The sequence below is a fragment of the Enterobacter sp. 237C8 genome, from assembly GCF_034106865.1.
In the GTDB taxonomy this organism is placed as follows: domain Bacteria; phylum Pseudomonadota; class Gammaproteobacteria; order Enterobacterales; family Enterobacteriaceae; genus Enterobacter; species Enterobacter asburiae_B.
Map to the genome: position 1 here is coordinate 1,153,502 of NZ_JAWNDF010000001.1, position 15,703 is coordinate 1,169,204.

Consider the following 15,703-nt stretch of genomic DNA (forward strand, 5'->3'; position numbering starts at 1 on the left):
GATAGCGCGTGGCGTGATTCTCAATCTGTAACTATCCGGGCGCTTATCGCGAAGACAGGAGGGGCAATACGTCCCTCCTGTCAGCGCTATTTATGGCTCATATCGCTCAGCAGCACGGCGATAGTTTGCCCGCCCGCCGTCTGTTCCAGACCAATCTTGACGATAATGGTCAGCGGGACGGAGAGCAGCATCCCAACGGGCCCGAGAAGCCAGCCCCAGAAAATCAGGGACAAAAAGACCACCAGCGTGGAGAGTCCCAGCCCTCGTCCCATCATGCGTGGCTCAAGAATATTACCGAATACCAGGTTGATGACCAGATAGCCGGCCAGCAGGATCAGCGCGTCATAAAGCCCGCTGAAAACCAGCACCTGGAGGATAGGGGGGATCGCCGCCAGCACGGAGCCGATGTTGGGAATATAGTTAAGCGCAAACGCCAGTAACCCCCAGACAAACGCAAAGCGAACGTCCAGCGCAAGAAGCATTCCCCAGACAACACCGCCCGTGACCAGGCTAATCGCCGTTTTCAGCACCAGATAGCGGGAGACGCTGTCCAGCGCGCGTTGAATCGCTCCCATTCCTTCAACCGGACGGACCATCATCTGCTGCAGCTTTGCCGGCAGCTGCGGCACCTCCAGCAGCATAAACACCACCGTTAAAAACAGCAGGAAAATGGAGGTCATGGCATTGGAAAGCTGCGCCAGCAGGCTGGTGACGATCGTCATGGCCGCGTTGGGGTCGATATATTTCAGGAGCTCCTCAACCGAGACTTCGATACCCGCGCGCTGCAGCCAGGGTTCCAGCTGGAGCAGCGGTATCGCCAGCGAAGAGCGGTATTTCGGCAGCGTTCGCGCCAGCTCATTGAGCGAGGTCCCCAGATACGCCACCAGCAAGACCATCCCCACAATAATGATGCTGATAAGCAGCGTGATGGCCAGCACGCGCGGAATGCGTAGCCGCGTCATGCGCTGTACCAGCGGATTAAGGATCACCGCAACAAACAGGGCCAGAATAAAAGGCACAATAATGTCGGCGGCAAAACGAACGCCTGTCAGTATGATCACCAGCATGCCCAGCATGATGACAATTTTTAACCCGTTCAGGGTAATAATGGGTTTAGCCATGGTGACTCCGAATTTTTCTTTATATTTATAATAAAGGTGAAAGGCGTTGCAATAAACTAACCAAAATCAAACGGTATGGGTAAAGAATTGCAAAGACTTTGAGTAAAATCCTGGCTTATGGTACAAATCTGGTGTGTTTAACTACTGAGGACAATTTTCATCCGCAAAGACGAGAAGCAACAACGCGGATAATTGTAATTTTATGGACAATATGTTCAGGACGTACTCTTCAAACAATACCGCTGTCTACTCCACTTCTTTCTGCCTGCTTTCTGGTGAGCAACACTGGCGCACCGCACTATAGTCACGTCTTCTGCCTGAGCTGGCGCTAAGCGCTTAGCTTTCTGATTTCAATTCGTTTTTTTTGGGTTTGCTGCACGCAGCGAGCCATGATGGATTATATTCTCAAGCAGGAGAAAAACATGTTTTACTGGATCCTATTAGCGCTGGCTATCATCGCTGAAATTACCGGCACGCTGTCTATGAAATGGGCAAGCGTCAGCGATGGCAACACCGGTTTTATTTTGATGCTGGTGATGATTTCACTTTCTTATATTTTCCTCTCGTTTGCGGTGAAAAAAATTGCGCTGGGCGTCGCGTATGCACTGTGGGAAGGGATCGGTATTTTGTTGATTACGCTGTTCAGCGTGCTGATATTTGACGAAACATTAACAACAATGAAGGTCGCCGGATTAACGACGCTGGTCGCGGGTATTGTGCTGATTAAATCGGGTACCCGTAAGCCTGGCAAACAGCAGAAGGAGCAGAACCATGCAACAGTTTGAGTGGGTTCATGCGGCCTGGCTGGGGCTCGCCATCGTGCTGGAGATCCTGGCGAACGTTCTGCTGAAATTCTCGGATGGTTTTCGCCGTAAACTCTACGGCCTGATGTCGATTGCCGCGGTTCTGGGGGCGTTCAGCGCGCTGTCCCAGGCGGTAAAAGGGATCGATCTTTCGGTGGCCTATGCGCTGTGGGGCGGTTTTGGTATCGCCGCTACCCTGGCCGCTGGCTGGGTACTCTTCGGCCAGCGCTTAAACAACAAGGGCTGGATGGGGCTCATCTTGCTGCTTGCCGGCATGATCATGATAAAACTCGCCTGACAGACCTCTCGCCATGATTTACAGGCAGCGAAATTCGCTGCCTGTATTACGCTTAGAAAAGCAAAACATGAAGAGGATGGCTGATGTATCGCACATTAAGCTGGCGCAATATTCCCAATGCGAGAACGTTGTTTGCCCTGGTCTTCATGGCGGGCATCGGCTTAATCATCTCCATCGTCGCACTGCTCTATCTATCCCTGCATCTTATCAGCACGAAAACCAATGAAATTGATGAACACCGCACGGCGCTTTCCGTGCAGGGGTCTATTCAGACATCGGTTAACCGCGTCTCCTCTCTGGTGCTTGATAACGCCGTCTGGGACGATGCGGTGCGGGAGGCCTACCGTCCCACGCTCGATACCGACTGGCTGTACAACACCTGGGGTACTGGCTTTAAAATCAATAACCTCTATGACGGCACCTTCGTGCTGGATGAGCATTTCAACGTCCTCTGGGGATCGTTTCAAAGCCGGCCCTTTAACGAAAAAAACCTCGACTTCTTTGGTAAAGGCCTCAAAGCGCTTATCGACCAGCACGGGCGCGAGCTTGCGGGCGAAAAAAATATCTATGCGGGGATCAGCCAGACGCGCAACGGCGTGGCCTTTGTCGGCATTGGGCTGATTCGCCCGATGGTCGGCAGCTTACAGGTCCACGACGGAACGCGCCGCTATCTGGTGATTACCCGCCATCTGAACGCCAGAATATTATCCGACCTGGGCGGCACCTTTCAGATCGATAACCTCCATTTTACCCCAGGCAAAATCAACGATCGCAGTATGCCGCTGCACAGTGCGGCAGGGGAGTTGGTCGGATATCTGAACTGGCAGGCGCGGCTCCCGGGCGCACAGGCCGCCCGGGCGGCATCGTCTGATATCAGGCAGATTGTGGTGCTGGTGTCGGGGCTGATTCTGCTCTTCATTCTGGTGAGCAGCGTGGGGCTGTACAAACTCGCGCGCGGCGAAAGCCAGGCGCGTCTGGTTGCAAGAACGGACTGGCTAAGCCATCTGCCGAACCGGCGCGCGCTTATCGAGACGCTTGATCGGGTGCGTTTACGCGGCGATACCGACGTCAAAAGCGTGGTGTTTATCGATCTGGACGGTTTTAAAGATGTGAATGACATCTACGGCCACAGCGTGGGGGACGACCTCATCGTGGCGATAGCGAAAACGCTGAATGAACGCGTGCCGCCGGGCGGGATGCTGGCGCGCATGGGCGGGGATGAGTTTGCCATGACCATCGGTGGAGATGATGCAGAGGCGCAGGCTACCGCCTTTGCCGTTTCCGTGCTGGATTTTCTCACTACCCCGGTTCAGCTGGGGGAACGCACCATCCATATCGGTGCCAGCATCGGCATCGCCAGCGGAACCCTGACGGAATGCAACAGTTCCGAACTGTTTCGCCGTGCCGATATTGCCATGTATCACGCCAAAATGAGCGGGAAAGGGCGTATTACCCACTACGACGCGGAGCTGAACAGCGTCCGGGAACGCAAGCTGGCGATTGAAAATCAGATCCGCAGCGGCCTGGAGCGCGATGAGTTTGAGGTCTGGTATCAGCCGATCGTTGACGCCCGCAGTCAGACAATGAGCAGCGTCGAAGCGCTGGTCCGCTGGCCACGTCGCCCGGAGGGGCCGCTGGGTCCGGATACCTTTATCGCCATTGCGGAGACCAGCGGTCTGATTTACAAGCTGGGTCAATTTGTGTTGCAGCGGGCCTGTGAGGATCTGCAGCCGTACGGTGAATTAAAGCTCTCCGTGAATATCTCCCCCGCGCAATTTCGCGATCCTGCCTTCGAAGAAAAAGTGGCCAGCGTGCTGGAGAGCACCCGTTTCCCGGCCAACCGGCTGCAGCTTGAGGTTACGGAGTCGTATGTACTGGAAAATCCGGAGCGAGCCCGCATGGCGATAGCGAATCTTAAAGCGCTGGGTACGGCGGTGGCGCTGGATGACTTTGGCACCGGCTATTCCAGCATTGGCTATTTGCGGCGTTTTAACTTCGACACCATCAAAATCGATAAATCCCTGGCCGGGCTGGTGGATAACGATGAACAGGCGGCCGCGCTGGTGAGCGGTACGGTGCGGATCGCCAATGCGCTGGGCATGGCGGTGGTGGCAGAAGGGGTGGAAACCGAGAAGCAAATGAAACTGCTGCGGCTGGCTGGCTGCGATCAACTGCAGGGTTTTTGGTTCAGCCAGCCGATGCCAATTGAGTCAATCAAAGCGTTACGTAAGGTCAGACGCTGCTGATTTACTGCTGCGCCAGCGCTTCCAGCTGGTCGCGGAAACCGGTAACGGACAAGGCGCGGTTATCGGCGCGCCACCGGTCTTTTGCCGCCGGGGCAGAGCTCTGGACACCAATCAACTGCCAGCCATTGTCGGTTTTCAGCATCAGCGGCGAACCGCTGTCACCCGGCAACGTATCGCACTGATGCGAGAGTACGCTGGTTTGCGCCCAGCCCGTCACAATACAGTCGCTGTGCGTATAAAGCGTATCCAGATGATCGACAGGATAGCCTGACTGCGTCACCTTTCGGTCGGCGGCTTTCAGCGCGGCGGTGAGGGCGGCCTTGTCGCCGTCAAATAACGGCAGCGGCGTAATACCCGAAGGCGGGTAGCGTAAAACGATCAGGCCAAAATCCCATGAGGCGGCTGCCGGTGGCACGATCCAGCCGTCACCATCCGGCTTCAGGCGTTTGCCGAGAGACGGTTCGACCCGTCCTTCAATGCCGTGGATTTCATAGCGCCAGGTCCCTTTTTGCGACACAAACCGCAAGGCAACCGCTTTATCCGGCTTGCCGTTTGGCGGCGTTAACAGGCAGTGACCTGCCGTCAGGGCAAGCTGCGGGGTGATCAGCGTCGCGGTGCATAAGTTACCGCTGGCGGTTTCCAGTTGACCTATAGCATCCCAGGGGGCCTGGGTGGGATCGGCGACGCGCGTACGATCGTCATGACCGAAAAAAAGCGTCTTTAGCTCTTTCGCGCTAATGGTGTCATCACCGCCATCATCCGCATGTGAGAATCCAGAAAAAAGACCAAACGTTCCCAGTAACAACACAACAGATTTACGCATATCACACTCTGGTGGGGGTAATTATGATTATTAAAAGTGAACCCTATGAAAATACTATAGACGGGACAGCGCTAAAGTGGGAGTAAAATCAGCGTGCTACAATCAGGAAAGATAAAAATGGCTGGCGATGAGCGCGCATAAAATAAGCAGGATAAGAATCAGCTCAAACCGATAGCGTCGCAGCATACGCCCTCCGGAAATAAAAAAACGGCGCGGAACCTGTTCCGGTTCAGCGCCGGTTTACCAACGTGCCCCGAAGGGCACGGTTAAGCTTGTACTCTTACGCAGCTGGCTGTGCAGCTGGTTTAGCAGCTTCGTGTTTTACTGCTTTTTTGTGATGCTTTTTAGCAGCCTGAGCTTTCTGTTCTACAGCCGGTTTGGTTGCTTTTTTGTGGTGCTTTTTAGCAGCCTGCGCTTTCTGTTCTACAGCCGGTTTGGTTGCTTTTTTGTGGTGCTTTTTAGCAGCCTGAGCTTTCTGTTCTACCGCTGGTTTAGCGGCTTTTTTGTGGTGCTTTTTGGCAGCCTGAGCTTTCTGCTCGGTTGGTGCTGCGGTTGCTGGTGCAGCGGCTTCTTTTTTCGCTGCAGCTTTGTGATGTTTCTTATGGTGAACCGCTTTTGCTGGCGCAGCGGTGGTGGTTGCAGCAGGCGCCGCAGCCGGTGCAGCAGTGTCAGCAGCAAACGCAGCAGAAGACAGACCCATAGCAGCGGCAACAACCAGAGCTAATACTTTATTCATTCTCATACCCTCGAATTTGGTTTTTCATTTAACCCCACTGCGGGGCCGTTGAAATAACTATATCCCTGTAAATTCGAGGTTTCCGTGAGTGATTGGTATCGGCGTGTAACGGAATGTACAGCGGGGAGAAAAGTGTACGAACAGGCCAAACGCAGCTGCTCGTACGGGCCTCTGTTATTTGTTCAGTGTGGCCAGAATAGCCGCCGGAGACTGACTGCCTATAATCGTCCGTGATTCAGGCTCGATCACCACCATTACCGGGGTGATGCTAATGCCCAAACGTTCTGCCAGGGCAGATTGCCGCGCGATCAGATCGGAACAGGCTGTGGTGGTGTCGTTATCCGGTAAAAATCCCGCCATCGCTTGTTGCAGGCTTTTGACCTTATCGGTTGAACACCAGACGCGCCCCATATCTTCAATTACCGAGTCGCGAATGGCGTTGGGCGCAACGGTCAGAAACGACATCGTCAAACCGGCATCCGTATATTGCTTAACGCTTTTCACTACGTTGCTGCAGTAAATGCACTGGTTATCAATAAACACCAGCAGCTTATATTTTTCAGCAGGAGCCTGAAACGTGATGGGCTGGAGGTCCGCAAGAGAGCGGGTAATATCGTTGAACGCGTCTTGCGGGGTATTATCCGTGGCTGCGAAAGTACTTAAACTGGTCGCACACAGAATGGCTAACATCGTTTTCATTATGCTTTTCATCTTTTACAAATTCCCCCGATCGCTGACAAGCGTCTCTATGCTGCCCCATGCCTGGATCTAACGGGATGCATAGCGTGTGAAAGGCAGGGCTACCCGGAAACCCGATCCCAAATCCATCATGTCGAGACAATATAACATATTCAAACTTACATGATAGTTTTAACCGATCGATTTATATTGAATAGATCGGTATAAGTGTATATTATTTTCGATGAACCTGTAATAAAAATATTCGGCACAGAAAAAAAGATAAATCAAGAAGAAAGCGAGCTAAAATTGGATTTCAAAAGTTTGTATAAACAATATACATTCTAGCCATTCTATTACCTAAATATAGTGTGGCAGTATGAAAGAGTTTAGTTTGATTTTTTTAGCGTTATTTTCATTATCAGCTCATGCTCAAGATGCTTTGCCGGGAGAGGAGCTGAAATCATGTACTTCCACACCTGTGTCAGTCTCGTTATCTGGTACAGCGCATTTTCAGCGTGATTCTCCGGTAGGAACGGAAAGCGAATATCTAACCCCGGATATTCAACAAAGTATGACCTGCGCATTAATCAGCGATAAGGACGGCATAACTGATAGAGATGTATATTATCAATTTTCTGCCAGCGGTGAGAGTGAAGGTGGGATGCCGGGGGTGTTTAAAACGAATGTAGAGGGCGTTGGGATAAGATTTTACTATGATGTTAAGGAATTTTATGGCTTTACCTACTGCCGCAGGGAAAATAGTGAGGAATATATAAGAACGAACGGGTCGTATATAGGTTTGATATGCCACTGGCTTGATGATACGCCTTCTGAGAGAGTTACAAGTCTTATCAGGGCGAAATTAGTAAAAACAAGTCCCTTAATAACCTCTGGTACAGTTACGTCAACTCCAGGTATGATAAATACACAAACAGTATATAATAGCTCTGCGTTTACATATCCGTTAGATGGTATAACTATTTCATCTTCGATCAATGTCCTCTCGGATAAATGTACAATAAATAATAATAACATGTCATTTGACATTGGGAATGTCAGCATAACCGATTTCGACGCACAAAGTGGATACGCGCCTGCTAAAACGTCTGTGCAGAATTTAAACCTGAGTTGTGACAATAATGCTAATATCAACATCACGCTCGCTGGAAATCAACATCCTGATTGTTCAGAGCAAAGTGTGTTGGCACTAAGTAATCAGGGGCAACCGGGCGTTGCACAAGGGGTCGGTGTACAATTGCTTTATAATAATATACCCATTAAATTAAATGAAATGCTGAACCTTAAACGCTCCACCGGAGGTCAGGAGATATTCCCGATAGAAGCTCGTTACTATCAGACAAAAGATAAAGACCAGATTAGACCCGGCAAGGCAAATGCAACTGCAACGTTAAACCTCACCTACCAGTAGAATTGAGGAACAAAAAAGCCGCAAATGGAAACGGAAAAATATGACTAACAAAGAAAGGGTCGCCTGACTATCGACAATTTAACCTTTTGTGGTCATCCCTTTATTTTTTAATCCTGACCTGTAGCCGTTTAATTGTGACGTTAGGACACGCATTCATACACCCGACGCAATCATGACAACATGTGCTAAATCATATGGTTATTAAAAGGGTGAGAAGAGTGCCGGAGCAGGCTCCGGCAGAGGGATTAAAGATAACGGGAGGTCAGATGTTCGCGGAAGTAACGGATATTCAGATCTTCGCCCGTCGCCTGGGTGATTAATTGCGACGTGCTGAAGCGGCTGCCGTGCTGCCAGATGTTCTGACGCAGCCACTCAAAGAGTGCGGAAAAATCGCCTTCAGCGATGGAGGTCTGCAGACCCGGCAGTGCGGTTCGGGCGGCATGGAACAGCTGCGCGGCGTACATAGCGCCAAGGGTGTATGACGGGAAGTAACCAAAACCGCCGTCGGTCCAGTGGATATCCTGCATACAGCCGTTGCGGTAGTTGTCTTTGGTGGATAATCCGAGCCAGGCCTGCATTTTCTCGTCCCACAGGGCGGGAATATCGTCCACCTCGATCTCGCCGTTGATCAGCGCACGCTCAATCTCATAGCGCAGCACCACGTGTGCCGGGTAGCTCACTTCGTCCGCATCGACGCGGATGTAGCTAGGCTTCACGCGCTGGTTCCAGGCAATAAAGTTCTCTTCGCTGAACGCCGCCTGGCTGCCAAAGCGGGCGTGTACCGCAGGGAGAAGATGCCTGAGGAAGGCTTCACTGCGCCCCAGCTGCATTTCAAAGAACAGGCTCTGTGACTCATGGATCGCGGTTGAGCGCGCCAGGGCAACCGGCTGTCCTGCCCACGCGCGCGGCAGGTTTTGTTCGTAGCGGGCGTGTCCGGTTTCGTGGATCACGCCAAACAGCGCGCTGAGCAGCTCATCTTCGTCATAGCGCGTGGTGATGCGCACGTCTTCCGGGACGCCGCCGCAGAACGGGTGCGCGCTCACGTCCAGGCGACCGCCGTTAAAATCGAAGCCAAGCATCTTCATGGCTTCCAGACCCAGCTCACGCTGTGTTGCCGTCGGGAAGGGGCCTTGCGGCGGAATAAACGACCGTTGAGCCTGCTTTTCCACCACGTTTGCCAGCAGGTCCGGGAGCCAGGACTTCATATCGCCGAACAGAACGTCCAGACGCGCGCTGGTCATGTCGGGTTCAAAAATGTCCAGCAGCGCGTCGTACGGCGTACAGCCTTTGGCTTCGGCCCGCAGGCGAGCCTCTTCGCGGCTGAGTTTGACCACCTCTTTCAGGTTGGCGGAAAAACCCTGCCAGTCGTTAGCGGGGCGCTGAGTACGCCAGGCGTGTTCACACTTGCTGCCCGCCAGGGATTTGGCTTCCACCAGCGATTCCGGCAGCAGAGTGGCCTGCTGGTAGTGGCGCGTCATTTCGCGCAGGTTGGCCTGTTCGACATCATTCAGATCTTCACCTGCCGCCGCCGCTAACAGGTCGCCGACTTTTTTATCGGTCAGGATCTGATGTTGCAGGACGCTCATCTCCGCGAGTGCTTCACCGCGCGCGGCGCTGCCGCCCGGCGGCATCATCGTGAACATATCCCAGCTGGCGATGGAGGAGAGGTGGGAGAAGCGGGAGAGACGCTGGAAGGTGCGGGTGAGTTGTTGGTAGTTATTGTTTTTCATGAAGTCCTCGTGTCTGAATCCGCCGATGACAAAAATTAGCATCGGCTTAATTTAAACACGAAGGCGCTGGAATGTTAATGCAGACGTTTATGCAAACTGGTGCCCACCAGCAGCGCCGCGCACAGCATCAGCGCGATAAACCCGCCCACGCCGTTCCAGCCGTAGTTATGCCAGAACACGCCGCCGAGGGTCCCGGCGATGCTGGAGCCCAGGTAATAGCTGAACAGATACAGCGATGATGCCTGGCCTTTGGCGCGACGCGCGCGCGGGCCAATCCAGCTGCTGGCGACCGAGTGGGCGGCGAAGAACCCGGCGGAGAAGAGCAGCATCCCGGCAAAGATGAACCACAGCGAGGATAATAGCGTCAGCAGCAGGCCGAGTAACATCACGCCCGTGAAGACCAGCAGTACCGGCCCGCGTCCATAGCGTGCGGTCATCGCCCCGGCTTTCGGCGAGCTCCACGTGCCGGTGAGATAGGCCACAGAAAGCAAACCGACAACGGCCTGATTCAGATGCCACGGCGAGAGCATCAGGCGGTAGCCAATATAGTTAAACAGCGTGACGAAGGCACCCATCAGCAGGAATCCCATCAGAAACAGTCGCGGGAGCCCTTTGTCGCGCCAGTGCAGGCGGAAGTTGATAAACAGCGTTTTCGGGCGCAGCGATGTCGGGCGGAAATGACGCGATTCCGGCAGAATTTTCCAGAACATCAGCGCTGATGCCAGCGCAAAACATCCGATTACCGCCAGCGCAATACGCCAGTTAAAGAAGTCCGTAAACACCCCGCTCAGCAGGCGGCCGCTCATTCCGCCAATCGAGTTCCCGCTGATGTAAAGCCCCATGGAGAAAGCAACAAAGCTCGGGTGGATCTCCTCGCTGAGGTAGGTCATCCCGACCGCCGCCACGCCGCTGAGCGAGAGCCCAATCAGCGCGCGCATCACCAGAATACCGTGCCAGCTGGTCATCATGGTCGAGAGTAACGTACAGACCGACGCCAGCATCAGCGCGGTTACCATCACCGGTTTACGGCCAATGGCGTCGGACAGCGGTCCGGTAAAGAGCAGGCCAATCGCCAGCATGCCGGTAGAAACAGAGAGCGAAACGCTGCTGCTGGCAGGCGATACGCCAAACTCATGTGAGAGAACGGGCAGGATCGGCTGAACGCAATAGAGCAGGGCGAAGGTCGCCAGACCGGCGGAAAAGAGCGCCAGCGTGACGCGCATAAATTGGGGGGTACCACGTTTAATGAACTGGACCGGCTGCGGTGCTGCGGGTAAATCATCGATATCTCTTGCCGGATCGATATCAATAGTCGTTGTACGGCTCACACAATTTCCTTGCTTAAACATCCCCGTGATTTCTGGTGACGGGTATGACCACCTGTTCAGGGTAGGAAAATGTAAATATTCTGTCTAATATATTAATAATCTCAAATGATACTTTAAAAATATGAATGTCGAGCTGCGTCATCTTCGCTACTTTGTCGCCGTCGCCGAGGAGCTGCATTTTGGCCGCGCGGCGGCACGGCTGAATATCTCTCAGCCACCGTTAAGCCAGCAGATTCAGATCCTGGAGCAGCAGGTCGGGGCGCGCCTTCTGGCCCGCACCAACCGCAGCGTGAGCCTGACGGCGGCGGGTAAACAGTTCCTGATCGACAGCCGACAAATTCTGAGCATGGTCGATGACGCCGCCGCCCGTGCAGAACGGCTCTATCTCGGGGAAGCCGGAGAGCTTCGGATCGGGTTTACCTCGTCCGCGCCGTTTATCAGCGCCGTCTCGGAGACCCTTTCGTCATTTCGTCGCCACTTTCCGGATGTTCACATTCAGACGCGCGAAATCAACACTCGCGAGCAGATTGCGCCGCTGAATGAGGGTTCGCTGGATCTGGGGCTGATGCGTAACACCCAGCTGCCGGACACGCTGGCGTGGGAGGTTATCCTGCGCGAACCGCTGATGGCTATGATCCCGCACGATCACCCGCTGGCGTCGCGTCCGGAGGTCTCGCTGGCAGAGCTGGCAAAAGAGCCGTTTGTCTTTTTTGACCCACAGGTCGGGACGGGTCTGTATGACGATATCCTGGGGCTGATGCGCCGCTACGATCTTGCCCCGGTCATCACTCAGGAGGTAGGGGAAGCGATGACCATTATCGGCCTGGTCGCGGCCGGTCTGGGCGTATCTATTCTTCCGGCCTCCTTTAAGCGGGTGCAACTGCGCGAAATGCGCTGGGTGACCATCGCCGAAGAGGATGCCGTTTCCGAAATGTGGCTGGTGTGGTCAAAACACCGTGAACAGAGCCATGCCGCACAGCGCTTCAAACAGCAGCTAATGAGCGCCTCTGCCGGGCGGCATTTTCACGCAAAAGAGGGTAAAAATGTGCGGTAAATCACATGGCTAAGTAAATATTTGACGACGGCCATGCAAGTGCTTCACCATAGCAAATAGTTTATTTCGAAGCTCGAAAATAAGGGAGTACGAGGTGGTTGCTGATAGCCAGCCAGGGCATATCGATCAGATTAAGCAGACCAACGCTGGCGCGGTGTATCGCCTGATTGATCAGCTTGGTCCGGTTTCGCGTATCGATCTTTCGCGCCTGGCACAACTGGCACCTGCCAGTATCACCAAGATTGTCCGCGAGATGCTGGAAGCGCACCTGGTTCAGGAGACGGAAATTCAGGAGCCGGGCAGCCGCGGTCGTCCTGCTGTCGGGCTGGTGGTTGAAACGGAAGCCTGGCACTACCTGTCACTGCGCATCAGCCGGGGGGAGATCTTCCTTGCGCTGCGCGACCTGAGCAGCAAGCTGGTGGTGGAAGACCGGCTTGAACTGCCGCTCAATGCGGAGGAACCGCTCCTCGACGCGATTGTCTCGCATATCGATCACTTCTTTATCCGCCATCAGCAGCGGCTGGAACGCTTAACGGCGATTGCCATCACCATGCCGGGCATTATTGATACCGAAAACGGGATTGTTCACCGCATGCCGTTTTACGACGATGTCAAAGAGATGCCGCTGGGCGAGGTGCTGAAAAACCATACCGGCGTACCGGTCTATATCCAGCATGACATCAGCGCCTGGACAATGGCGGAAGCGCTGTTTGGCGCGTCGCGCGGCGCGCGGGATGTGATTCAGGTGGTTATTGACCATAACGTCGGGGCGGGCGTGATTACCGACGGACGTCTTCTCCACGCCGGGAGCAGTAGCCTGGTGGAAATCGGTCATACCCAGGTCGACCCGTACGGCAAGCGCTGCTACTGCGGAAACCACGGCTGTCTGGAGACCATTGCCAGCGTGGAAAGCGTGCTGGAGCTGGCGCAGGTCCGGCTCAGCCAGTCCATGAGCTCCTCGCTGCACGGCCAACCCCTGACGGTGGATTCCCTCTGCGCCGCCGCGCGCCAGGGCGATCTGCTGGCGAAGGACATTATTACCGGCGTGGGGAATAACGTTGGCCGCATACTGGCCATTATGGTGAACCTCTTCAATCCGCAAAAAATCCTTATTGGCTCACCGCTGAGCCAGGCGGCGGAGATCCTCTTCCCGGCGATTTCGGCCTGCATCCATCAGCAGTCGCTTCCCGCCTACAGCAAAAATATTGCGGTAGAAAGCACCCAGTTTTCCAACCAGGGAACCATGGCCGGCGCGGCGCTGGTCAAAGATGCCATGTATAACGGCTCGCTGTTGATCCGCCTGCTGCAGGGTTAACTCTTTTCCGCAGATGTAAGAAAAATTGCGCTATCTCAAGCCGGGTAGCGCACGCATCCCGTAGACTTCCTCCACTGAATTATTTACCTGGTTTATATTTTCGAAGCATACCCAAGAGGTGGAGTGAGTCATGCTTAAGCGTTTCTTTGTTACTGGTACAGATACCTCTGTCGGCAAGACCGTCGTATCCCGCGCATTGCTGCAGGCGCTGGCAGCAAGCGGTAAACGCGTGGCAGGATACAAACCGGTCGCAAAAGGGAGTAAAGAGACGCCAGAGGGATTGCGTAATAAAGACGCCCTGGTGCTGCAAAGCGTCTCGTCACTGGAACTGCCTTATCACGCGGTCAATCCCATTGCGTTAAGCGAAGAGGAGAGCAGCGTAGCGCACAGCGGCCTGATTAATTATCCCCTGTTGTCCGACGGCCTGGCGAACCTGAGCGAAAAGGTGGACCACGTGGTGGTGGAAGGGACGGGCGGCTGGCGCAGCCTGATGAATGATTTGCGCCCGCTGTCTGAATGGGTCGTACAGGAGCAGCTTCCGGTGGTAATGGTGGTGGGTATCCAGGAAGGGTGCATCAACCACGCGCTGCTGACGGCGCAGGCGATCGCCAATGACGGCCTGCCGCTGATTGGCTGGGTGGCAAACCGCATCAACCCGGGCCTGGCGCACTACGCGGAGATCATCGACGTGCTGAGCAAAAAGCTGCCCGGGCCGCTGGTGGGCGAGCTGCCTTATCTGCCCCGTGCCGAGCAGCGCGAGCTAGCGCAGTACATCGATCTCTCTGCCCTCGGTGGCGTGTTGACCGTAGACCGAGTCGTGGCGTAACGTCCGCGACAGCACGGACGCCACCACGCAGGCGACCAGCAGGCCGGGCAGTAAAAAATACTGCCCGGTCATTTCACAGACCATCAGCGCCGACATAATGGGCGCATGCGTGGTCGCGGCAAGTAGCGTTGCCATCCCCGCCAGCCCCAGCAAAATCGCCGTCTCAGAGCCCGGTAGCCACAGCGCGAAAAGCTGCGCGAACAGCATTCCTGTTGCCATACCGACAAACAGCGTAGGCGTAAACACCCCTCCGGGCGCGCCCGATCCGCTGCTCGCCAGTACCGCCAGCAGTTTACAGATGAACACCCCGGCAATCACCGACAGCAGCGGCGGGGCGAGCAGAAAAGCCTGAACCACACTGTAGCCATTCCCCCACACCTTCGGCGTGAGAAGAGACAGCAGCCCGACGATCGCACCGCCCAGCGCCAGCTGCCACGGCGGCGAAAGCTTGAGGCGCAGGAAAAGCCCGTGGCTGACGTCCATCAGCCACATCAGCAGCGGTCCGCAGAGGCCCGCCACCAGCCCCATCGCGACGAGAAGAGCATAATCGGCCGCGGTGAGGATGCCGCTCAGATGGACCGCGTAGAGCGTACCCGCGCCCGGTGCCAGGAGCTGAGTGGTGAGAAGCGCCACCACCGCCGCGATCACCACGGGGCCGAGCGAGGCCAGCATCAGCGTGCCAAACAGAATTTCCGCGATGAACAGACTTCCTGCTAAGGGCGCGTGATAGGCGCTGGCCATCCCGGCGGCGGCACCACAGGCTATCCATAATTTCCATTCGGATTTGGGCGTAAAGCGCCGGGCGAAAAGGGAGGCGGCGAGGGCGGCAAGCAGGATCATCGCCCCTTCACGCCCGATGGCGCTTCCGCTGGCCACAACCAGCAGCGAGGCAAGGGATTTCACAAGGCTGGCGCCGTAGTCAAACTGGCCGTCTCCGGTCTCCAGCGCTTCCATGTAATCGGTGGGGGCATGAGGCCGCTGCGCGGTCAGACGCTGCCATCCCCAGAGCAGCAGTCCGGCAGCCAGCCCACCCAGCGCTGGCGTCAGCGCGCGCCGCCAGGGCGAGAGCGACGCGGCCGCATTCACCAGGCTGCCGCTGTCGTTGCTGAGAAGCAGCCACTCCAGCAGGTACATGCTGTGGCGGAATACCGCCACGGCCAGCGCGGCCAGCACGCCGGTGACGGTAGCAATCAGCAGTCGGCGAAACATCGCGCGGATGTCGGGGTAGGTATGAAGACGTTGCATGAGTCGCGATTAAACGGGGACGATACGATATTGTGGCGGCAAATCGCGGGGTTAGCAAAAGGTATGCG

14 protein-coding genes are annotated in these 15,703 nt (G+C 55.2%); 7 read left to right on the top strand and 7 right to left on the bottom strand.

Annotation, left to right across the window (positions count from 1 at the left end; translation table 11 throughout):
* Positions 1-86 precede the first annotated feature (86 nt).
* Entirely contained in the window at positions 87-1,121 is a 1,035-nt protein-coding gene (locus tag USF70_RS05720; protein ID WP_320735373.1) for an AI-2E family transporter, read from the bottom strand.
* A 422-nt stretch (positions 1,122-1,543) separates the two neighbouring features.
* Between USF70_RS05720 and mdtJ the strand changes: the two genes are divergently transcribed.
* From mdtJ to USF70_RS05735, 3 genes are all read left to right on the top strand, one after another.
* A complete protein-coding gene (mdtJ, locus tag USF70_RS05725) occupies positions 1,544-1,906 on the top strand; it encodes a multidrug/spermidine efflux SMR transporter subunit MdtJ (protein ID WP_029739354.1) in 363 nt (120 codons plus the stop codon).
* Positions 1,893-2,222: a multidrug/spermidine efflux SMR transporter subunit MdtI gene (gene mdtI, locus USF70_RS05730; protein ID WP_024909144.1), complete on the top strand. Its 330-nt coding sequence runs from the start codon at positions 1,893-1,895 to the stop codon at positions 2,220-2,222. The genes mdtJ and mdtI overlap by 14 nt, the downstream gene beginning before the upstream one ends.
* Before the next feature lie 83 nt (positions 2,223-2,305).
* Positions 2,306-4,468 (top strand): bifunctional diguanylate cyclase/phosphodiesterase, encoded by a 2,163-nt coding sequence (locus tag USF70_RS05735; protein WP_039262697.1) that lies wholly within the window; start codon positions 2,306-2,308, stop codon positions 4,466-4,468.
* 1 nt (position 4,469) lies between these two features.
* On the opposite strand, the gene USF70_RS05740 is transcribed toward USF70_RS05735, so the two are convergent.
* The 3 genes from USF70_RS05740 to USF70_RS05750 form a co-directional block, all read right to left on the bottom strand.
* Complete coding sequence (locus USF70_RS05740) at positions 4,470-5,291, bottom strand: serine protease (protein WP_320735374.1); 822 nt, start codon at positions 5,289-5,291, stop codon at positions 4,470-4,472.
* A gap of 280 nt (positions 5,292-5,571) precedes the next feature.
* Positions 5,572-6,027, bottom strand: a complete 456-nt coding sequence (gene asr / locus USF70_RS05745) for an acid resistance repetitive basic protein Asr (RefSeq protein ID WP_320735375.1) — start codon at positions 6,025-6,027, stop codon at positions 5,572-5,574.
* A gap of 174 nt (positions 6,028-6,201) precedes the next feature.
* On the bottom strand, positions 6,202-6,726 hold the full coding sequence (locus USF70_RS05750; RefSeq protein ID WP_232960369.1) for a thioredoxin fold domain-containing protein: 525 nt from the start codon (positions 6,724-6,726) through the stop codon (positions 6,202-6,204).
* A 358-nt stretch (positions 6,727-7,084) separates the two neighbouring features.
* Here USF70_RS05750 and USF70_RS05755 point away from each other — a divergent pair, with 358 nt between their 5' ends.
* The gene (locus tag USF70_RS05755) at positions 7,085-8,137 is read left to right on the top strand and encodes a fimbrial protein (protein ID WP_320735376.1); all 1,053 of its coding nucleotides are present in this window, start codon (positions 7,085-7,087) and stop codon (positions 8,135-8,137) included.
* A gap of 245 nt (positions 8,138-8,382) precedes the next feature.
* On the opposite strand, the gene USF70_RS05760 is transcribed toward USF70_RS05755, so the two are convergent.
* Both USF70_RS05760 and USF70_RS05765 read right to left on the bottom strand, forming a co-directional pair.
* Positions 8,383-9,867, bottom strand: coding sequence for a carboxypeptidase M32 (locus USF70_RS05760; RefSeq protein WP_320735377.1), 1,485 nt, complete (start codon positions 9,865-9,867; stop codon positions 8,383-8,385).
* A 74-nt stretch (positions 9,868-9,941) separates the two neighbouring features.
* Positions 9,942-11,195, bottom strand: coding sequence for an MFS transporter (locus USF70_RS05765; protein ID WP_320735378.1), 1,254 nt, complete (start codon positions 11,193-11,195; stop codon positions 9,942-9,944).
* Positions 11,196-11,316: 121 nt separating this feature from the next.
* Here USF70_RS05765 and USF70_RS05770 point away from each other — a divergent pair, with 121 nt between their 5' ends.
* The 3 genes from USF70_RS05770 (at position 11,317) to bioD (ending at position 14,390) form a co-directional block, all read left to right on the top strand.
* Positions 11,317-12,249 (top strand): LysR family transcriptional regulator, encoded by a 933-nt coding sequence (locus USF70_RS05770; protein ID WP_320735379.1) that lies wholly within the window; start codon positions 11,317-11,319, stop codon positions 12,247-12,249.
* 94 nt (positions 12,250-12,343) lie between these two features.
* Positions 12,344-13,564 carry a sugar metabolism global transcriptional regulator Mlc gene (gene mlc / locus USF70_RS05775; protein WP_023311510.1) on the top strand — a complete coding sequence of 407 codons (1,221 nt, stop codon included), beginning with the start codon at positions 12,344-12,346 and terminating at the stop codon, positions 13,562-13,564.
* Between the two features lie 130 nt (positions 13,565-13,694).
* Positions 13,695-14,390: a dethiobiotin synthase gene (gene bioD, locus USF70_RS05780; protein ID WP_023311511.1), complete on the top strand. Its 696-nt coding sequence runs from the start codon at positions 13,695-13,697 to the stop codon at positions 14,388-14,390.
* Here the strand turns inward: bioD and clcB are convergent.
* Entirely contained in the window at positions 14,325-15,635 is a 1,311-nt protein-coding gene (gene clcB / locus USF70_RS05785) for a voltage-gated ClC-type chloride channel ClcB (protein ID WP_033145380.1), read from the bottom strand. The two genes, bioD and clcB, sit on opposite strands and share 66 nt — an antisense overlap.
* Positions 15,636-15,703: the final 68 nt, after the last annotated feature.